This is a genomic window from Salmonella sp. 2020_1395, from assembly GCF_043848115.1.
Lineage (GTDB): Bacteria > Pseudomonadota > Gammaproteobacteria > Enterobacterales > Enterobacteriaceae > Salmonella > Salmonella enterica.
In genome coordinates, this window is the sequence record NZ_JBCMFH010000001.1 from 212,786 (window position 1) to 233,522 (window position 20,737).

Sequence of the window (20,737 nt, forward strand, 5' to 3'; positions counted from 1 at the left end):
AGGCCGAATAAGACGTTCCGGTACGATCCTTACTTGTTCTGATAGTCTTTCAGAATCTGGCGTCCTGCCACATAGATCATAATTTCATCCGTGCCGCCACCGATACGTTCGCAGCGAACATCGCGCCAGAAGCGGGAGACACGGGCTTCGTCAGTATAACCAAGCCCACCCATAATCTGAATCGCATCGTCAATCACTTCCATCGCTGTGCGTGCGCAGTACAGCTTAGCCAGCGCGGCGCTGGTACGCAGTGACTCTTCCCGATCGGCCTGCCAGGCGACTTTCAACACCATATTGCGCATGTTTTCGATTTTGATGGCCATTAACGCCAGCTTTTCCTGGATCATCTGGTTATGGCCGATGGGTTTACCAAAGGCGATACGCTGGTTGGCGTAACGGGCGGCATCTTCAAATGCGCATTCGGCGAAACCTGTACTGCGCGCCGCATTAATCAAACGCTCCATTTCAAAATTGTACATGACATTGAGGAAACCCATGCCTTCTTCACCGACCCGGTCGCTTTCGTCCACCTCGACATTATCGAGATAAACTTCGCATGTACTCAACATGTGCCAGCCAATTTTGTGCAGCGGATTAATCTTTATGCCCGGTTTATTTGAGTCCACCCACCAAAGCGTGAACGCTTTTTTAGGATCTTTTGGCTCCGTATCGCGCGCCAGAACCAGCATGTAAGGATATTCTTTTGCACCGGTGATAAACGTTTTCTGACCGTTAAGATAAACCTTGCCGTTTTTACGCGTCCAGGTTGTTGTGGCGCTATTATTATCAGATCCCGCGCCAGGTTCTGTTAAAGCTAGCGCATATGCTGGATCGCCGGTGGCCAGAGTACTTTCTGCTGTTTTACGCAGTTGTTCTGCGGAACCAAAACGGCGCATACTGTGAATGCATTGGCCGTTGGTAATCAAAAAGGCCGGAGCACCGCATTTTGAGATTTCCATCAGCGCCAGCATTTGCGTTACATAGTCAGCCGGAATGCCGCCGAATTCTTCCGGGACGCCCAGCATCGAAATACCGTTTTCCGCCAGCGCCTGCATAAATTCTTTGGGATAGGTGCCCGTTTGATCGCAGGTACGGAAATACTCTTCCGGAAAATTGCTGGTGATTAACTCGCGAATACTGGCCAGTAATAGTTCTTGTTCTTCAGTTAATGAAAAATCCATATTTGTACTCCTTTTAATGTGTTGCGTCAGGAAGCGTGAATCCCATAGTGCTATCGGTAAATAATCTTGTGTCCATCAGTTTTAAATCTGGTGAGATAACCGGTGAAAAATCCATCTTGTCAAGAATATCCCGTTGCAGATCGACGCCAGGCGCAATTTCAATTAAATGCAGGCCATCTTGTTTGAGAGTGAAAACCGCACGTTCAGTGATGTAACGCACATCTAACCCGCGCTCAAGCGCAATTTTTCCACTGAACGTAATTTCCGGCAGTTCGCTGACGAATTTTTTGACGCGACCTTCCTGCAGAATATTTAATTTGCCATCGGTAATTTCAGTTTTTAAACTTCCGGCCGTCAGAGTTCCGCAGAAAATAATTTTTTGCGACGTTGCGCTAATATCGATAAACCCGCCGGTGCCCATAATTTTGCCGTTGAATTTATGTACACCGACATTACCGTGTTGATCCACTTCGGCAAAACTTAAATAGCAGACATCGAGCCCACCGCCGTGATAAAAATCAAATTGTGAGGTCATATCAAGGATCGCGCGGGTATTGACATTGGCACCGAAGGCCACGCCCTGAGAGGTAATACCGCCCACCGGGCCTGTTTCCACGGTCAGCACGAAGTCATCGGCGCAGCCTTCCTCGCGAGCGACCAGACCAATACCGTCGGCAATGCCTACGCCCACATTGCCTACCGCGCCTTTACGCATTTCAAACAGCGCGCGTCGGGCTACCAGCTTGCGCTGATTAAGGGGCAGGGTAAGCTGGGTACTATCATCAAGAGTAAAATCCCCGGAGATAAATCGGTTCACCGGCGCGCCGCCATACAGTTGCGTCTGGTCGGCGTCGACAACCACAATATCCACCAGATAGCCGGGAATACGCACGGATTTTGGATGCAGCGTGGCTTTTTTTACCATTTTCTGCACCTGCATCATTACAATACCGCCATTATTGTGAACGGCCTGGGCGATCACCAGCGCATCAAGATACATCACCTCATCTTCAAATGATGCATAGCCTTCGCTGTCGCAGGTGGTGGCGCGGATAAAAGCCACATTAGGCGCTATCGCTTTATAATAGAGATATTCTTTATTATCGATCTCTACCAGCTTAATGAGATCTTCTTTAGTCACGTCGTTTAATTTTCCGCCCTGTTGGCGAGGGTCGACAAAGGTACCAATACCGATATCGCTCAGAATACCCGGCTGGTGTGCGGCGCTGGCGCGCAGCGTCTGGGTTAATACGCCTTGTGGGTAGTTATAGGCGGCGATTTTATTTTGTTCAGCCAGTTCAGAAATACGGGGAGATTGCCCCCAATGTCCGCATAGCGCCCATTTTACCAATCCCTCCTGCGCCAGCGGGCTGATGCCGCGATCGGCGCGGTCACCTAATCCGGTAGGGCTAATAATAGATAAGTCTCGTGGTGACTGGGTTGTTTTATATTTATCTGCCAGTGCGGTAATTAATGTTGTCGCTTCGAGAATGCCGCCGCCTGCGCCCAGAATACATAAAGTGGCCTCGTCCGGGATATAATTTACTGCTTCTTGTGCAGAGAGCACGGGAACGCGGCCATTAATGCGTGATGGCTTATTGAGTTTCATATTTACTCCACTATTATCCCTGAAAGCAATATCGATATAACCGTGTTAAGGTAATAAAGACAGCGGCTTTCAATGAATATGGAACATATTCATGTCAGATAACTATTTATTTTATTGTGGCAGAAAGAGAATATTCCGCCACACGATAAAGTATTACGCCTGGTGCAATATAGTTAATACGGTACGCAGATCGGCTACCGATATTTGTCCCGGCGCAGATGCTTTTTTCACCGCGCCAAACGTTGCTGCAGAACCGAACACTTCGCCGGCAAGACGAGATATTACCCCGGTTTTCGACATCGACATGGTAATAATCGGACGATCCGCATAGCGCTCCTGCATTTCTACAGTGGCGGTAAGTAAGGTCAGGACATCGGCTTTAGTCTGCGGCATGACGGCGATCTTCGGAATATCGGCGCCCAGTTCCTGCATTTTACGCAGACGCTGAACAATCTCTTCCGCTGCGGGCGTTTTATGAAAATCATGGTTAGACATGATCACCGCAACGTTGTGTTGATGAGCATAGCCGACGGTGGCTTTCACCTCATCGTCGCCGGTAAAAAGCTCAAGATCGATCATATCGACCAGACCGCTGTCAACCGCTGCACGATTCAGAGCGATATACTGTTCGGTGGTTAGTGCCTGTTCGCCGCCTTCTTTCGCGCTGCGGAAGGTAAATAGCAAGGGCTTATCGGTAATAATCTCCCGGATGGCGCCGGCGGCCTCAAGTACGCTTTCCGCCGTTGTCACGTTGGCAAAATGGTCAACGCGCCACTCCAGAATATCGAAATCCGCTTCACGGTAGGCGAGTGCTTCCGATTTCACATCGGTAATGGTTTTTCCCATTAGCGACACAATGATCTTTGGCGCGCCTTCGCCAACCACGAGATCTCTTACAGTTACGGTTTTCATTTGGTACCCTTCATTGTCATTCGTCGCAATTATAATTTTACCGGTCAGGCTGTGAATCCCATCACCTGCTTCACATAGTCCAATGGAAATGCTTTTCCTGTCCACAGTTCAAACTGTTCGGCTCCTTGCCATAACAACATGCCGTAACCATCAATTGTTTTGCAACCAGCTTGTTGCGCCTGCTGCAATAACTTTGTCATATGCGGATTATAAACACATTCGGTGACCAGCAATTCAGGGCGGAGCAGGGAAACATCGCCGATCAGGGATTCGTTCTCCAATGGTTTCATGCCAACTTTGGTGCCGTTCGTCAGAATATCTGCGCTGGCAAGCGCTTCAGTAAAAGCGTGCTGATCGGCAAGATCGGTGACGGTAACGACGCAATCGGTGTTTTCATTCACCCGCTTCGCAAAGGCAACCGCTTTTTCGAAAAAGTCATCTTTACGGTTAAACAGTTTAATTTCCTTAATGCCTTCAATGGCTGCCTGGGCGCCAATGGCGGTAGCCGCGCCTCCCGCGCCGAGCAGCACCATGGTTTTTCCCCGAATATCGAAACCGCTTTCTTTAATTGCCCGAATATGGCCCGTACCATCCGTGTTGTAGCCGCGTAGATAGCCGTCATCGTTAACAATGGTGTTGATAGCGCCAACCAGTTTTGCTGCTGGCGTTAATTCATCGACATACTCACACGCGAGCTGTTTGTTTGGCATGGAGACGCCCGTACCGCGCATTTTTAATGCTTTCAGTCCTTCAATGGCGCTGGCAAACGTCGTGTTATCCACTTCGAAAGCCATATAGGTATACGGTAGCCCCGCTTTTTCTAACGCTTTGTTTTGCATTTCGGGCGATAAGCTATGACGGATAGGATACGCCATAAGACCAATTAATTCATATTTTGCGGTAACATCCATTTTATACTCCTTAATAAGTGGACAGTGCAGAGCAGGGCGCATGCCTGTTGCGCATCGTTAACATTTTTACTGGAAATAACGCTCGCCAAATCGGACATCGTTTTGCGGGATCTTAAATACGCGATAATAGCGAATAAATACAATAATGGCGGTGATAAATGTCAGTAGTGCAAAGGCAAAATCTAACAAAATGATATATTGCAGGCCAATAGTAGAGAGATAACCGGTGATCAGTGGAATAATAAAGTTAGCTACGCCCCCCATCATCATATATATACTGGTGACTTTAGCTTTACTCTTAGGGAAAAATTCCGACATTACCGATACACCTAATTGTAAAATACCTCCAGCAGCGGAAAAACCAATCACGAAGGCGCCAGCATTACAGATCAGTGGAGAGGGATACAGGTAAATTGCCGCAGCGGTGAGTGTCGCCAGCCCGGCATTGAAAACATTGGCCCAGATAGGGCGAACCATTTTTTTCAGCAATGCGGCAAAAATAAACACGCAAACCAACGATCCCATACTGTAATAAGAGATGGTTTTCAGCGCGTCGGATTCCGCCATTCCGGCGAAGGCCATCGCATATTTAGGCATCCAGACCACAATCACATAGAAGGTTGAGAACGCGGCGACGCCAAATAAAACGGAAGCTACGCCTTCCAGCCAGACGAGGGGAGTACTGTTCATCTGGGGTAATTCTTTCGCAATACTGGCATCGACAAGTTGGCTGGGAAAACGGCTTTTCAACAGCATCAACGTGATGAGGACGAAAAGGATACCGGGGATTACCACCGCGTAGCCGTACCAGATATGGTTGACTAACAAGGCGCTGACGATAAGGGGGTAAATCATTTGCCCAAAAGAGACCATCGCTTTAACCAGAATAACTGCCGAGCCCGATGCTTTGGGAAAACACTCCATTAATGCAGGGTATCCGCCGGTATCCAGCGCGGAGTTCGCCACGCCGACACACACCGCTAATATGAAAGCGATCATCAGGTTAGGACTGGCGGGAATACCGAAGAAAAACAGCATATATAGTACGGCGCCAAGCAGTATTATTGCCCGACGGCCAAATTTATCGGACAGTACGCCAAAGAATAAAATACTGACCAGACGACCAAGACCAATGCCAGAGATTAAATAGGCAATACCGGCACTATCCGTGGAGAATTTCTGTGCAAGGGAGGTCATGTTCTGGGCTAGTGTAATAACACTCATGCCGTGGAGAAAGTAACTAAAATAAATGCAGATAACAGCCAGCAAATATGGCATGTTGCGAGCCTTGTTCTGAGACATTTGTTCACAGCTCCTTGCTGATGGTTTGATTCAATGTCCTGCTTATTACTGCTTTACTACATGCAGCGATTGTTCAGTAACACTATAAGTCGGTACTGTCGTTATATGTACATAACATGGCGTTTAAAATGCCAGGTTTATTGCATTGATAGCATTTCATTTGTTAGCCGGGAAATATAAAAATTGCTGCGAATTTGTTGTTTAACACATATAACTCGTGATGCTCATCGCAATTTTTCTGATAAGTGTGAAGATAATGAATAATAATTAACACGAAAATTACATTTTTTGTTTCCCGGTGATAATGGCTAACGTTTTATTTTGCATAGCAAGGCAATAATATTGCAGTTGGCACGCTAACATTTATTGCGCAGTTGACGCTGCTTCAGCGTGATGTTGTGATTCAGCCCGACTTCGGTAACCGATGAACAGTGCGAGGAGAAATCCCGCTGCGGCGATACCGGTATCAAACCACATAATATGTGCAATGCTCATTTCTGAAATCCGCGCTGTGATCAACGGAATAGTGAACGTCGCGATACTGCCGGCGCTGTAATAAATGCCGGTCGCTTTACCTTTCTCCTGTGGAAAACGGGCCGCCATCAGCGTCAGGCCGATTTGTACTACGCCACCGGCGGAAGAGAATCCAATGACGAATGCGAAGATCATAACAACATAGACCTGAGGATGCAGGCAGACCGTCAGAAGCGCAATAAAAGAGATAAAGGTATAAAACATCAATAATGTGGTAGAGCGAATTGTTTTTCTGACCAGCGGGGCAGTAATAAAAACGCACAGTAGCGATCCGCAGGTATAAATACTTAACAGTTTGATGGATTGGGTATACGACATTCCTGCGACGAACTGTCCATACTGCGCCAGCCACTGGCTGATAAGGTAAAAGGTTGCCATCGAGATATAGCCATAAAGGGTGTAGCTGATCAGATCGATGAGGGAGCAATGATGTACGCCTGCAACAGGCGCTTGCGAGATTTTGGGTTTCAATATCCGACCAGGATAGGGTGGAAAAGGGCAGCGTAATAAAAACAGAGCATTAATAAGCATGATCGCCCCGGCAAGCAGGAAGGACCAGCCAAACCACATATTAGCCCAGACTAATAAACTGATAATAATGGGCAACAAGAATTGCCCGCCAGAGACAAATGCTTTGATCAGAATATTTGCCGTACTGGGGGAGCGAGGGAAGGCTTCCATCAAACTGGGATAGGTACCTGCATCTAAAAAACTGTTGGCCATACCCGCTAAAAAGCCACAGGCATAAGCGACAAAAATCGTCTGAGCATAAAGAATGCCAATGAAAAAAATTAGGTAACAGGCGGTCCCCAGAATGATAAAAGGACGGCGACCAAAGCGATCGGAAAGCATACCGGCGATTAACAAAACGCTTAGCCGGCCAATCCCAAGCGAAGAGATCACAATAGATACGCCTGCGGCACTGGTATGCCATTGCTGTTCAAGCGATGACATGTTCAGGCTCATCAGGATAACCCCCATGCCATGTACAAAGTAATTAAAATACAACCCTACAGCGGTAGGGAAATAACGATTTTTCATATTATCTGACTCAGAGATGCCGCCTGAACGTTACAGTGGTATACACAGGCAGGAAGCATATTGGATAGGGTGACAAGTCAATGTCGTGATTGTGTGGTTTTCTATCCGGTATCAATACGATGCGGCGATAAAGTTTACGTCTAACACAGCCGCTCCAGATCATGTGCGAAAAGTTCGGCAGCAACAGATTGATAAATTTTCCACTCGATAAAATCCCCCTCTGTATAAATGGACTGAAAAGAAGATAAATCAGGGAAGTAACGCATTGTATTATTGCCGATGCGGTTATTTATTTTGTCAACAATGGCGTTAATTCGTCGCTGTCTCCTGGCTTTCATTTCCTTTAGCCTGGCAATGATTTCTGGAGAGATGGGAGTGTCGCCAGCTTCCCATCGTTGCCAGGTTGCCGAATTATTATCCTGGGTGATATAGATTGTGCATTCTTCAATCGTCATATCAAAAATACGCCGTAGTGCTTGTAGTTCTAACGCGTTCATCATTTTTTAGGCTTTTATATGAAAAAAGTGATGCTATAAATAGCACCACCGACACCGTTTCGACTTGAACAGAATCACACTATTTTGTGCAATATTATTTGTTCGTTGCAGATATCGCGGTGTTGAAGGGAAACGGGAGCTGGCTTATGTAACAATGCAGCGAAAAAAGTTAAAAAAAAAGCCCATCGTAGGAGACGGGCAAAGACTACACACAGCAATTCGTTGTTTCACTCAGGGGATTTCCATGCTTATAAATCAATGTGTTGATTTATAACCGTGTGCTAATAGTAGGCATGAGCACTTTTTGCGTCGATCAGATTCGTCTCAATAGTTTAAAAACTGTAACGGATTTGCGACAGAAATGAGATGCGGCGGGGAACAGACGGGCGAATCAAAATGAGGTGTGCGTTGAATTGATAAACGTCGCTAAAGCATCGGGCGGCAATGCCGCCCGACGGGATTATGACTGCTTGTTGGCTTCCTCGATGTCATCCAGCTCTTCAAGGATCTCCTCTGGTTCATTCGTCGGCGCCGGAACTTCATGTACCCATGCGGAGAACAAACGCCAGGTCACGGCCAGAAGCACCGGTCCAATAAACAGACCAATCATACCGAATGCAATCAGGCCGCCGATTACCCCGGAAAGGATCAGAAGCAGCGGTAAATCGGCACCCATGCGGATGAGTACCGGGCGAATCACGTTATCCAGAGTGCCGACGACGGCGCTCCAAACCAGCAGCACGGTGCCCCAGGTGGTGTCGCCTGTCCAGTAAAGCCAGATAATGGCTGGAATCAATACCGGCAACGGCCCCAACTGAACCAGACACGAAAGGATCATCACTACCGTCAACAGGGTAGCGTAAGGCACGCCGGAAATCGCCAGCCCGATGCCGCCAAGTACCGCCTGTACCAGCGCGGTGACCACCACGCCAAGCGCCACGGCGCGGATCGCCTGGGCAGCCAGCAGAACCGCCGCATCGCCGCGTTTAGCCGCGAGACGACAGGCAAAATGGCGTATTCCCATCGCCACTTGTTCGCCGCGCCAGTAAAGCAGGGCGCTAAACAACAGCATCAGGGCGCAGTGCATCATAAAGCGTCCGATATGCGCCGCCTGACCGACAAACCAGGTCGTGGTTGTGCCGATATAAGGCCGCACTTTCGCCATAATAGCGCTACCGCCCATATCCAGCAGGCTATGCCATCCGGCATACAGTTTGGCGCCAACCAACGGAATATTATTTAACCATGCCAGATCGGGTAGCGTCATATCGCCGCCGGTCACTGCATGGATGAGCGGGCCGCTACCATCGACAATGCTGTTCACCAGCAAGGCGACGGGAATAACGAAGAGCAGCACTAACAGCAGCGTCATGACCAGTACGGCAAGCGAGCGGCGGCCCCACAATATTTTTTGTAATTTCAGCAAAACGGGCCAGGTCGCGATAACAATCGTACCTGCCCATGCAAACCCCAAAATAAAAGGCTGTACTATCCACAAACAGGCCACAATCATGATGGCTAAAAACAGCACCGATAGCAGCACTTGCGCAATATCCCTGGGCTGACGAACATTTACCATAAATACTTTTCACCTTTGTCTTTGCGCCAGAACGTTGGCGCGACGTGAACATGCAAACCACACCCTATAATGATGAGCAATTTCAGCGGTTTTTAACAGGCCGATTCTGCATGTAATTCTGTTGGGCGCACAGGAAAAAAATGTGATACAACAAATAACGCAACACGCAAACGATTAAGCATCCCTTCCTGTGCGTAGACCGCTCGCGCTCGCCGGGTTGGGCGCCACCGTTCACAACATAGACCGCAGGAAAAGGTCAATATAATGATTCCACAAATTTCTCAGGCACCCGGCGTCGTTCAGCTGGTGCTCAATTTTTTGCAGGCGCTGGAGCAGCAAGGGTTTACGGGCGATACGGCAACCAGCTATGCCGACCGTCTGACAATGTCGACCGATAACAGTATCTACCAGCTTCTTCCCGATGCTGTTGTGTTTCCCCGTTCTACGGCGGATGTCGCGCTTCTTGCCCGTCTGGCGGCGGAGCCGCGCTTTACGTCGCTGATATTTACCCCTCGAGGCGGCGGTACTGGCACGAATGGCCAGGCGCTAAACCAGGGCATTATTGTTGATATGTCCCGCTATATGAACCGCATTATTGAAATTAATCCTGAAGAGGGATGGGTGCGGGTAGAGGCGGGAGTGATAAAAGATCAGCTTAATCAAGCGTTAAAGCCGTATGGCTATTTTTTTGCGCCGGAACTTTCCACCAGTAATCGCGCCACGCTTGGCGGTATGATTAATACCGATGCCTCTGGTCAGGGTTCGCTGGTCTATGGGAAAACGTCAGATCACGTCTTAGGCATACGGGCCGTATTGTTGGGGGGCGATATCCTTGACACGCAATCGATGCCCGTAGAGCTTGCCCGGACGTTGGGTGAAAACACGACGACGCCAGGCCACATCTATCAGACCGTCTATCAGTCCTGCCTGGAAAACCGTCAACTTATCCTCGATAGCTTTCCAAAGCTCAATCGCTTCCTGACAGGCTACGATTTACGCCACGTCTTTAACGATGACATGACCCGCTTCGATCTTACCCGCATCTTAACGGGGTCGGAAGGGACGCTGGCGTTTATTACTGAAGCCCGGCTGGATATTACCCCGATACCCAAAGTCCGCCGTCTGGTGAATGTAAAATACGACTCCTTTGATTCCGCGCTGCGTAACGCCCCTTTTATGGTTGATGCGCGCGCCTTATCCGTCGAGACGGTCGATTCCAAAGTCCTTAACCTCGCGCGGGAAGATATTGTCTGGCACTCCGTTAGCGAATTGATTACCGATGTGCCGGATAAAGAGATGCTTGGCCTGAATATCGTGGAATTCGCGGGTGACGATGAAGCGCTTATTGACGGACAGGTCGAGGCGCTGTGCCACCGGCTGGATGGCCTGATGGCGCGTGCGGAAGCGGGCGTGATCGGCTGGCAACTTTGTACCGATTTGACGGGTATTGAGCGTATTTACGCGATGCGTAAAAAAGCGGTAGGGCTGCTGGGTAATGCGAAAGGCGCTGCCAAACCGATTCCTTTTGCGGAAGATACCTGCGTGCCGCCTGAACATCTGGCCGATTACATCGCCGAATTTCGCGCCCTGCTGGATGGTCATGGCTTAAGTTACGGCATGTTCGGCCACGTGGATGCCGGGGTGCTGCATGTGCGTCCGGCGCTGGATATGTGCGATCCGCAGCAGGAACTGTTGATGAAACAGATCTCCGATGAGGTCGTCGCGCTGACCGCCAGATACGGCGGGCTGTTGTGGGGCGAGCATGGAAAAGGTTTTCGTGCGGAATACAGCCCGGCCTTTTTCGGCGAAGTTCTGTATGGCGAGCTGCGCAAAATAAAAGCGGCTTTTGATCCGCATAATCGACTTAACCCGGGTAAAATCTGTCCGCCGCAAGGGATAGAGGCGCCGATGATGAAGGTGGATGCGGTAAAACGCGGCACCTGGGATCGGCAAATCCCGCTGGCGGTACGGCAGACCTGGCGCGGCGCTATGGAGTGTAATGGTAACGGCCTGTGCTTTAATTTCGATGCGAAAAGCCCGATGTGCCCGTCGATGAAAATTAGCCTTAACCGGATCCACTCGCCGAAAGGGCGGGCGACGCTGGTACGGGAATGGCTCCGTCTATTGGCCGATCGCGGCGTCGATCCGCTGAAGCTGGAAAAGGAGTTGCCGGAAAAACGCGCCAGCTTACGCACGCTGATTGCCCGCACCCGGAATAGTTGGCACAAACGCAAAGGCGAGTATGACTTTTCCCATGAAGTTAAAGAGGCCATGTCCGGCTGTCTGGCGTGTAAAGCCTGTACGACCCAGTGTCCGATTAAAATCGATGTTCCGGAGTTTCGTTCACGTTTCTTACAGCTTTACCATACGCGTTATCTGCGTCCGGTACGCGATCATCTGGTGGCGACGGTCGAGACCTACGCGCCGCTGATGGCGCGTGCGCCAAAGACCTTTAACTTTTTTATTAACCAACCGATGGTTCGCAATCTGGCGAAAAAACATATCGGTATGGTGGATTTACCTCTGCTTTCTGCCCCTTCATTGCAACAGCAACTGGTGGGCCATCCGTCTGCCAATATGACGCTTGAGCAACTGGAACGCATGAGCGCCGAGCAAAAAGCGAAAACGGTACTGGTGGTTCAGGATCCGTTTACCAGCTACTACGACGCCCGGGTCGTGGCGGACTTTATCCGCCTGGCGGAAAAGCTGGGCAGGAGGCCGGTATTGTTACCGTTCTCGCCGAATGGTAAGGCGCAGCATATTAAAGGTTTTCTTAATCGCTTTGCGAAAACGGCGAAAAAAACCTCTGAGTTCCTTAATCGGATCGCCGCGTTGGGGATGCCGATGGTGGGCGTCGATCCGGCGCTGGTTCTGTGTTATCGCGACGAATACAAACTGGCGCTGGGCGAACAGCGCGGCGATTTTCATGTGTTGCTGGTGAATGAATGGCTGGCGCAGGAAATAAATGCAAGACTGTCCGTCGAGGTGAGCGGCGAACCGTGGTACTTTTTTGGTCATTGTACGGAAGTCACGGCTTTACCCGGCGCGCCTGCGCAGTGGGCCGCCATCTTTGCCCATTTTGGCGCGAAGCTGGAAAATGTCAGCGTAGGCTGCTGCGGTATGGCGGGCACTTATGGACATGAACTCACCAATCATAAAAATTCGCTGGGAATTTATGAGCTATCCTGGCATCAGGCGATGCAACGTCTACCGCGAAACCGCTGCCTGGCAACCGGCTATTCCTGCCGAAGCCAGGTTAAACGCATTGAAGGTACGGGCGTGCGTCACCCGTTGCAGGCATTACTGGAGATTATAGGTTGATCTGGAAACGTGAAGTGACCCTCGATGCGCTTAATGCGATGGGGGAAGGGAATATGGTTGGCCTGCTTGATATCCGCTTTGAGCGTATTGGGGACGATACGCTGGAAGCGACAATGCCCGTCGATCATCGCACCAAACAGCCGTTCGGCTTGCTGCATGGCGGAGCGTCTGTGGTGCTGGCGGAAAGTATCGGCTCGGTCGCAGGCTATCTGTGTACGCAGGGGGAGCAAAAGGTGGTGGGGCTGGAGGTGAATGCCAACCATGTACGGTCGGCGCGTCAGGGGCGCGTACGAGGCGTCTGTAAAGCGTTGCATACTGGGGCTCGCCATCAGGTCTGGCAGATAGAGATCTTTGATGAACAGGGACGTCTGTGCTGTTCTTCGCGCCTTACTACGGCGATTGTGTGACGTTGTCACCATAAAAGTGTGATGCATATTGCTTTTGGTCAAAATGTGCGCAGAAAAAGGTGATATACTGTGCACGTTTACACATAAGCGAGGATGATATGTCTACTGATTTAGACCCAACCCAACTGGCGATTGAATTTTTACGCCGTGATAAAACCGAACTTTCTCCCGCGCAGTATTTGAAGCGTTTAAAACAGCTGGAGTTAGAGTTTGCCGATCTCCTCACCCTCTCTGCAACCGAACTGAAAGAAGAGATCTATTTCGCCTGGCGGTTGGGCGTGCATTAATAAAGTCTGTGTAGGCCGGATAAGGCGTTAGCCGCCATCCGGCTATGTTACCAGGCAATCTCACCAGACCCTGTCCCCAGGTAATAGATAACCCCCTTGATTTTGTTTAAAAAAAATACAGATCGCCATTTGTGCTAAAAAGGCGCGCGCTCTTTATGAGATTATTCTTATGCCCCTTCAAGAGCTAAGCCATTAAGAGTGCCGGAGATAAGCGCCGGATGGGGCCGGAACCCTTAAGCCTGTATTGAACAGACTTAAGGGTTTTTCTTTTCCGGGCGCGTAAAAAACTAAGGTCTGTCAATAACCGCTGGCATGTCGTCAGCCGTATGATTATTCAAAATACGGTTAGCCAGCACACCTGACATCATCGATCCGTTAACGTTCAGTGCCGTGCGGGCCATATCAACGATAGGTTCGATGGCAATAAAAATACCGACCAGCGCAACGGGAAAATTCAACGTCGACAGGACAATCAGCGCCGCGAACGTACCGCCGCCGCCGACGCCGGCTACGCCAATAGACCCTAGCGCAATGGCAGGCAACATCGCGGCCAGAAAATGTAGCGAGAGCGGATCAATGCCGATGGTGGGCGCAATCATCGCTACCATAATAGCCGGATAAATCCCGGCGCAGCCATTTTGCCCCATACTGGAGCCAAACGAGGCGGAAATATTGGCAATAGTGCTTTGTACGCCAAATTTTTCCTGGGCGGAAATGGCCAGCGGGATAGAGGCTGCGCTGCTGCGGGAAACAAACGCAAAGGTTAAGACGGGCCAGACCATTCTGAAATAACGCGCTGGATTATTACCGCTGAGGATCAGCAAGATGGCGTGCACGATAAACATCATGAAAATCGCGATGTAACAGGCGCCGATAAAACCAAGTAAGCTGGCGAATTGTTCAAGGTGGTATGATGAAAATACGGTAGTCATTAATGCCATGACGCCATAGGGCGTTAATGCAATAACGATACGTACCATCTTCATGACCCAGATCTGAATAGCGTTAATGCCTGCGCTTAATTTCTGACCTTCTTCAGGCGCCTCTTTTTTGACCTTTAACAGAGCGATCCCCGCTATTAGCGTGAAGATAACGATGCCGATAACGGAAACACTTCTGGCCCCCGTAAGATCAAGAAAAATATTAGTCGGAATCAGCGATGTCACTAACTGGGGAATCGACACCGCGGCAGTCTTATTGACTTCTTCCGTAGTTAACATTGACGGCATGTGCACAAAAGCGCTGGCGTCAAGCCCCAGCACATGAGCGGTCAGTAATCCGATAAAACCGGCAACCATCACCAGGCATAACATGCATCCGACGATCGTCAGCGACATTTTTCCGATGCCGGCGCTATTTTCCAGTTTATTGATGGCGGAAAGAATAGAAATAAAAATTAGCGGTATAGCGACCAGTTTTAGCAGGTGGACGTAACCATTGCCGACGATGCTGTACCATTCGATAATAGTTTTAGTGTGATTTGCTGAAATAAAATGCAGGGATAAACCAATAACAGCCCCTAAAAAGATAGCGATAAAAACGCTTTTCGACAGGGAATCGCTTTTTTGATTAATTCTCAAGATGACCCACGAGAAAACCAAAAAAAGTGCGATATACGCGAGCGTAACAACCATATTTTAAGCCTCTTGCCTCATTCAGCACCTGAAATGCCGGAAAGAGTTTACATAAACCTATAGCTCAAACTGAGTTATAGAACCGCAGCGGATTATAAAGAGCGCAACGCCAGGTATCCATACAAAAAATGGGGTTCTGACCTCGCCGCCCGGCAATGTCGACAGCCTATTAATTAAATAGTCATTTTCTATACATCTTTTCGTTTTTGACCTGTCAGAACGGTTAATATTTTATAAATCATTATTTATCAAGAAGTTAAGCGATTTTTTTGTCTGTCGTATGACCTGACGGACAGGGTCTATGCTTAATAAAAGGCGCTCAATATAACCATTTGTTGGAAAGCCCCTGCGGTTAAGGGGTTGAAGTGATAATCATTATCACTAACATGCTGTTATATCCTGGTGATTTAGAACGCGAGGTAACTCTATGGAATTGCATTCAGGCACGTTTAACCCGGAGGACTTCCCCTGGCAAGGGCTGACGCTAACGCCAGCGGCGGCAGCGCACATACGTGAACTGGCAGCAAAGCAGCCGGGCATGTTGGGCGTGCGGTTAAGCGTAAAACAGACGGGATGTGCCGGATTCGGCTATGTTCTGGATACCGTTCGGGAGCCGGATAAAGACGATCTGGTTTTTGAAGCCGAAGGCGCAAAGCTTTTCGCACCGTTACAGGCGATGCCTTTTATTGACGGAACAGAAGTGGATTACGTACAGGAAGGGCTGAACCAGTTATTTAAATTTCATAACCCCAAAGCCCAGAATGAATGCGGCTGCGGCGAAAGTTTTGGGGTATAGGCGGTACTATGTCTCGTAATACTGAAGCAACGGAAGAGGTCGGCATCTGGACAGGCGGACGCCTTAATTACAAAGAAGGATTTTTCACGCAATTACCCACTGATGAACTGGCAAAAGGCATCAGCGAAGAGGTGGTGCGCGCGATTTCCGCAAAGCGTAACGAACCAGAGTGGATGCTGGAATTTCGTCTCAATGCCTATAGAGCCTGGCTGGACATGGATGAACCGCACTGGCTGAAGGCGCACTACGATAAACTGAACTATCAGGACTACAGCTATTACTCTGCGCCATCATGCGGAAACTGCGACGATAGCTGCGTTTCCCAGCCGGGAGCCGTACAGCAAACGGGCGCGAATACCTTTTTGAGTAAAGAGGTTGAAGACGCCTTCGAGCAGCTTGGCGTTCCGGTTCGCGAAGGGAAAGAGGTCGCCGTCGATGCGATTTTTGACTCGGTCTCCGTAGCGACCACATACCGTGAAAAACTGGCGGAACAGGGCATTATTTTCTGTTCTTTTGGCGAAGCGATACACGATCACCCTGACCTGGTCAGGAAATATCTTGGCACCGTCGTGCCGGGGAACGATAACTTTTTTGCCGCGCTGAATGCGGCAGTCGCTTCCGATGGGACATTTATCTATGTTCCTAAAGGCGTGCGTTGCCCAATGGAGTTATCCACCTATTTTCGCATTAACGCTGAGAAAACCGGTCAGTTTGAGCGCACGATTCTGGTGGCGGATGAAGGCAGCTATGTGAGTTATATCGAAGGCTGCTCCGCGCCCGTACGCGACAGTTATCAGCTTCACGCCGCGGTAGTGGAAGTCATCATCCATAAAGATGCTGAAGTAAAATATTCCACCGTACAAAACTGGTTCCCGGGCGACAACAACACGGGCGGCATTCTGAATTTTGTGACCAAGCGGGCGTTGTGCGAAGGGGAAAACAGCAAGATGTCGTGGACCCAGTCGGAAACCGGTTCGGCGATTACCTGGAAATACCCGAGCTGTATCCTGCGCGGTGATAATTCTATCGGCGAGTTCTATTCCGTTGCGCTGACCAGTGGACATCAGCAGGCTGACACCGGCACCAAAATGATCCATATCGGTAAAAACACGCGCTCAACCATTATCTCAAAAGGCATTTCCGCCGGCCACAGCCAGAACAGCTACCGTGGGTTGGTAAAAATTATGCCGACGGCGACCAACGCCCGAAATTTCACCCAATGCGACTCCATGTTGATTGGCGCGGACTGCGGCGCGCATACGTTCCCGTATGTTGAATGCCGCAATAACAGCGCGCAGCTGGAGCACGAAGCGACAACATCACGCATCGGTGAAGATCAGCTTTTCTATTGTTTGCAACGCGGCATCAGCGAAGAAGACGCTATTTCGATGATCGTCAACGGTTTCTGCAAAGACGTTTTCTCGGAACTACCGCTGGAGTTCGCCGTTGAAGCGCAAAAACTGCTGGCGATTAGCCTTGAGCACAGCGTCGGTTAATGATGAAGGAAAACCCATGTTAAGCATTAAAGATTTACAGGTCAGTGTGGAAGAAAAAGCGATTTTGCGTGGCCTGAATCTGGAGATTCGCCCCGGCGAAGTTCACGCCATTATGGGGCCGAACGGTTCCGGGAAAAGCACGCTCTCCGCCACCCTGGCGGGACGTGAAGATTATGAGGTCACCGGCGGCTCGGTTACGTTCAAGGGTAAAGATCTGCTTGAACTGTCGCCGGAGGAACGGGCGGGCGAAGGGATTTTTATGGCCTTCCAGTACCCGGTAGAAATCCCCGGCGTCAGTAACCAGTTTTTCCTGCAAACCGCGCTGAATGCCGTGCGCGCCTACCGCGGGCAGGCGTCGTTGGATCGCTTTGATTTTCAGGATCTGATGGAAGAAAAGATCGCATTGCTGAAAATGCCGGAAGATTTACTGACCCGTTCGGTAAACGTCGGTTTTTCCGGCGGGGAGAAAAAGCGCAATGATATTTTGCAAATGGCGGTGCTGGAGCCGGAACTGTGCATCCTTGATGAGTCGGACTCCGGACTGGATATCGATGCGTTGAAAATTGTGGCGGAAGGCGTCAACGCGTTACGCGACGATAAACGCGCTTTTATTATCGTGACCCACTATCAGCGCATACTGGACTACATCAAGCCTGATTACGTCCATGTCCTCTATCAGGGGCGAATTGTCCGATCCGGCGATTTTACTCTGGTCAAACAACTGGAGGAGCAGGGTTATGGCTGGCTTACCGAACAGCAGTAAAGCGCTACAGCAATGGCAGCATCTCTTTGAAGAAAAAGGAGAAAGTCGAACTGAGCAAGCAAGAAAACATTTACAACAGATGTTACGTCTGGGATTGCCGACGCGTAAACATGAAGACTGGAAATACACGCCGCTGGAGGGCTTAACCCATAGCCAGTTTATCCAGCAGTGTGCGACTATCAGCGCCGCACAGCGTGATGCGCTGGCGCTGCAAATCGATGCCGTGCGGCTGGTGTTTGTCGATGGTCGGTTTATGCCAGAGCTCAGTGATAGCACGCAAAACAGCGGATTTGACGTTAGCGTCAGGGATGAGCGCCAGACGCTTGCCGCGCCGGTACATCCCGAGGTTTTTCTGCATCTGACGGAAAGCCTGGCGCAATGTGTCACGTATATACAGGTCCGGCGAAATCAGCGTCCGACCAGGCCCCTACTGTTAATGCATATCACGCAGGGCGTGGATGGCGACGAGCTGAATACCGCGCATTATCGCCACCATCTGGCGCTGGCGGAAGGCGCGGAAGCGACGGTTATTGAGCATTATGTCAGCCTTACAGCGGCAAAACATTTTACCGGCGCGCGTCTGACGATGAACGTTGCAGACAATGCGCAACTGCGCCATATCAAACTGGCGTTTGAAAATGCGTCCAGCTATCACTTTGCGCATAACGATCTTCTGCTGGCGACAGACGCCTCGGCGTTTAGCCACAGTTTTCTGCTGGGCGCCGCAGTACTACGTCACCACAGCAGCTCACAACTGAATGGTGAAAACGCGACGCTTCGACTGAATAGTCTGGCGATGCCGGTGAAAAATGAAGTCTGCGATACGCGGACATGGCTGGAACATAACAAAGGCTACTGTAACAGCCGCCAGTTGCACAAGACCATCGTCAGCGACAAAGGACGCGCGGTCTTTAATGGCCTGATTAACGTGGCGCAACACGCCATTAAAACCGACGGCCAGATGACCAATAATAACCTGTTGTTGGGGAAACTGGCTGAAGTCGATACCAAACCGCAATTAGAGATCTATGCCGATGACGTGAAGTGCAGCCACGGCGCGACAATCGGGCGTATTGACGATGAGCAGATGTTTTATCTGCAATCACGCGGCATCAGGCAGCAGGAGGCGCGGCACATGATTCTTTACGCGTTTGCCGCAGAGTTAACGGAAGCTATCCATGATAGCGCCCTTAAACAGCAGGTGCTGGCGCGAATCGGTCAGCGACTGCCCGGAGGCCTGGTATGACATTTCCTGTAGAAAAAGTACGGGCGGATTTTCCCATACTGCAGCGTGAAGTTAACGGCCTGCCGCTGGCTTACCTGGACAGCGCAGCCAGCGCTCAAAAACCCAATCAGGTGATTGACGCTGAATCTGCCTTCTACCGTCACGGCTATGCTGCGGTACATCGAGGTATCCATACGTTAAGCGCACAGGCGACCGAAAGCATGGAGAATGTGCGTAAGCAGGCGTCGCGGTTTATTAACGCCCGCTCCGCAGAAGAACTGGTTTTCGTGCGCGGTACGACGGAGGGCATTAACCTTGTCGCCAACAGTTGGGGAACGGAAAATATTCGCGCCGGGGATAACATTATCATCAGCGAGATGGAGCATCACGCCAACATCGTTCCCTGGCAGATGCTGTGCGAGCGCAAAGGCGCTGAACTGCGCGTGATCCCGTTGCATCCTGACGGTACGCTGCGGCTGGAGACCTTAGCTGCGCTGTTCGATGACCGGACCCGACTGCTGGCCATTACCCATGTTTCCAATGTGCTGGGGACGGAAAACCCGCTGCCGGACATGATTGCGCTGGCGCGCCAGCATGGGGCGAAAGTGCTGGTGGATGGCGCCCAGGCCGTGATGCACCATGCTGTTGACGTCCAGGCGCTGGACTGCGATTTTTACGTTTTCTCCGGCCATAAACTTTACGGGCCGACCGGCATCGGCATTCTGTATGTTAAAGAGGCGTTGCTGCAAGAAATGCCGCCGTGGGAAGGGGGCGGGTCGATGATTTCGACCGTCAGCCTGACGCAGGGAACGACATGGGCGAAAGCGCCCTGGCGTTTTGAGGCGGGAACGCCGAATACTGGCGGCATCATCGGTCTGGGCGCGGCGATTGACTATGTGACGTCGCTGGGACTGGATAAGATTGGCGATTATGAGCAGATGCTGATGCGCTATGCGCTGGAGCAACTGGCGCAGGTGCCTGATATCACGCTATATGGCCCGGCGCAGCGGTTGGGCGTCATCGCGTTTAATCTGGGTAACCACCATGCTTACGACGTCGGTAGCTTTCTTGATAATTACGGTATCGCGGTACGAACGGGGCATCACTGCGCGATGCCGCTCATGGCCTGGTATGGCGTGCCAGCAATGTGCCGGGCTTCGCTGGCGATGTATAACACCCATGAAGAAGTGGACCGACTGGTGGCAGGATTAACGCGTATCCACCGCTTATTGGGATAACAGT

Annotated in this window: 17 protein-coding genes and 1 other RNA gene; 8 read left to right on the top strand and 10 right to left on the bottom strand. The window is 50.4% G+C overall.

All coding sequences use genetic code 11. The annotated features are described in order from the left end of the window. Positions 1-29: 29 nt before the first annotated feature. From ACH0WD_RS01140 to ydiK, 9 genes are all read right to left on the bottom strand, one after another. Entirely contained in the window at positions 30-1,181 is a 1,152-nt protein-coding gene (locus tag ACH0WD_RS01140; protein ID WP_000347819.1) for an acyl-CoA dehydrogenase, read from the bottom strand. A 13-nt stretch (positions 1,182-1,194) separates the two neighbouring features. Then, positions 1,195-2,790: an acyl CoA:acetate/3-ketoacid CoA transferase gene (locus ACH0WD_RS01145; protein ID WP_000773595.1), complete on the bottom strand. Its 1,596-nt coding sequence runs from the start codon at positions 2,788-2,790 to the stop codon at positions 1,195-1,197. Between the two features lie 153 nt (positions 2,791-2,943). After that, on the bottom strand, positions 2,944-3,702 hold the full coding sequence (gene aroD / locus ACH0WD_RS01150) for a type I 3-dehydroquinate dehydratase (protein WP_000860221.1): 759 nt from the start codon (positions 3,700-3,702) through the stop codon (positions 2,944-2,946). A gap of 44 nt (positions 3,703-3,746) precedes the next feature. Continuing rightward, complete coding sequence (gene ydiB / locus ACH0WD_RS01155) at positions 3,747-4,613, bottom strand: quinate/shikimate dehydrogenase (protein ID WP_000383488.1); 867 nt, start codon at positions 4,611-4,613, stop codon at positions 3,747-3,749. Between the two features lie 66 nt (positions 4,614-4,679). Further along, a complete protein-coding gene (locus ACH0WD_RS01160) occupies positions 4,680-5,915 on the bottom strand; it encodes an MFS transporter (protein WP_000081209.1) in 1,236 nt (411 codons plus the stop codon). 363 nt (positions 5,916-6,278) lie between these two features. After that, a complete protein-coding gene (locus tag ACH0WD_RS01165; RefSeq protein ID WP_000797668.1) occupies positions 6,279-7,490 on the bottom strand; it encodes an MFS transporter in 1,212 nt (403 codons plus the stop codon). 140 nt (positions 7,491-7,630) lie between these two features. After that, the gene (locus tag ACH0WD_RS01170; protein ID WP_000980455.1) at positions 7,631-7,990 is read right to left on the bottom strand and encodes a YdiL family protein; all 360 of its coding nucleotides are present in this window, start codon (positions 7,988-7,990) and stop codon (positions 7,631-7,633) included. Positions 7,991-8,157: 167 nt separating this feature from the next. Continuing rightward, positions 8,158-8,265: antisense sRNA RprA (gene rprA / locus ACH0WD_RS01175), an RNA gene on the bottom strand. A gap of 182 nt (positions 8,266-8,447) precedes the next feature. Beyond that, the gene (ydiK, locus tag ACH0WD_RS01180; protein ID WP_000248613.1) at positions 8,448-9,566 is read right to left on the bottom strand and encodes an AI-2E family transporter YdiK; all 1,119 of its coding nucleotides are present in this window, start codon (positions 9,564-9,566) and stop codon (positions 8,448-8,450) included. A gap of 264 nt (positions 9,567-9,830) precedes the next feature. Here ydiK and ACH0WD_RS01185 point away from each other — a divergent pair, with 264 nt between their 5' ends. The 3 genes from ACH0WD_RS01185 to ACH0WD_RS01195 all read left to right on the top strand — a co-directional run bounded on the left by ACH0WD_RS01185 (position 9,831) and on the right by ACH0WD_RS01195 (position 13,581). Further along, positions 9,831-12,887 (top strand): FAD-binding and (Fe-S)-binding domain-containing protein, encoded by a 3,057-nt coding sequence (locus ACH0WD_RS01185; RefSeq protein ID WP_000612912.1) that lies wholly within the window; start codon positions 9,831-9,833, stop codon positions 12,885-12,887. Beyond that, positions 12,884-13,294 carry a 1,4-dihydroxy-2-naphthoyl-CoA hydrolase gene (gene menI, locus ACH0WD_RS01190; RefSeq protein ID WP_000637930.1) on the top strand — a complete coding sequence of 137 codons (411 nt, stop codon included), beginning with the start codon at positions 12,884-12,886 and terminating at the stop codon, positions 13,292-13,294. Before ACH0WD_RS01185 ends, menI begins: the two co-directional genes overlap by 4 nt. A 98-nt stretch (positions 13,295-13,392) precedes the next feature. Continuing rightward, a complete protein-coding gene (locus ACH0WD_RS01195; RefSeq protein WP_001537749.1) occupies positions 13,393-13,581 on the top strand; it encodes a YdiH family protein in 189 nt (62 codons plus the stop codon). 287 nt (positions 13,582-13,868) lie between these two features. Here ACH0WD_RS01195 and ACH0WD_RS01200 read toward each other — a convergent pair whose 3' ends face one another. Then, complete coding sequence (locus ACH0WD_RS01200) at positions 13,869-15,215, bottom strand: L-cystine transporter (protein WP_000261864.1); 1,347 nt, start codon at positions 15,213-15,215, stop codon at positions 13,869-13,871. Positions 15,216-15,642: 427 nt separating this feature from the next. Here ACH0WD_RS01200 and sufA point away from each other — a divergent pair, with 427 nt between their 5' ends. From sufA to sufS, 5 genes are read left to right on the top strand one after another with little or no spacing between them, the layout of a single operon-like run. After that, on the top strand, positions 15,643-16,011 hold the full coding sequence (gene sufA / locus ACH0WD_RS01205) for a Fe-S cluster assembly scaffold SufA (RefSeq protein WP_000418973.1): 369 nt from the start codon (positions 15,643-15,645) through the stop codon (positions 16,009-16,011). An 8-nt stretch (positions 16,012-16,019) separates the two neighbouring features. Continuing rightward, positions 16,020-17,507, top strand: coding sequence for a Fe-S cluster assembly protein SufB (sufB, locus tag ACH0WD_RS01210; RefSeq protein ID WP_000089383.1), 1,488 nt, complete (start codon positions 16,020-16,022; stop codon positions 17,505-17,507). A gap of 16 nt (positions 17,508-17,523) precedes the next feature. Beyond that, entirely contained in the window at positions 17,524-18,270 is a 747-nt protein-coding gene (gene sufC, locus ACH0WD_RS01215; protein ID WP_000948902.1) for a Fe-S cluster assembly ATPase SufC, read from the top strand. After that, positions 18,245-19,516 carry a Fe-S cluster assembly protein SufD gene (sufD, locus tag ACH0WD_RS01220; protein ID WP_000907922.1) on the top strand — a complete coding sequence of 424 codons (1,272 nt, stop codon included), beginning with the start codon at positions 18,245-18,247 and terminating at the stop codon, positions 19,514-19,516. Before sufC ends, sufD begins: the two co-directional genes overlap by 26 nt. Continuing rightward, positions 19,513-20,733, top strand: a complete 1,221-nt coding sequence (gene sufS, locus ACH0WD_RS01225; protein ID WP_000143862.1) for a cysteine desulfurase SufS — start codon at positions 19,513-19,515, stop codon at positions 20,731-20,733. Before sufD ends, sufS begins: the two co-directional genes overlap by 4 nt. Positions 20,734-20,737: the final 4 nt, after the last annotated feature.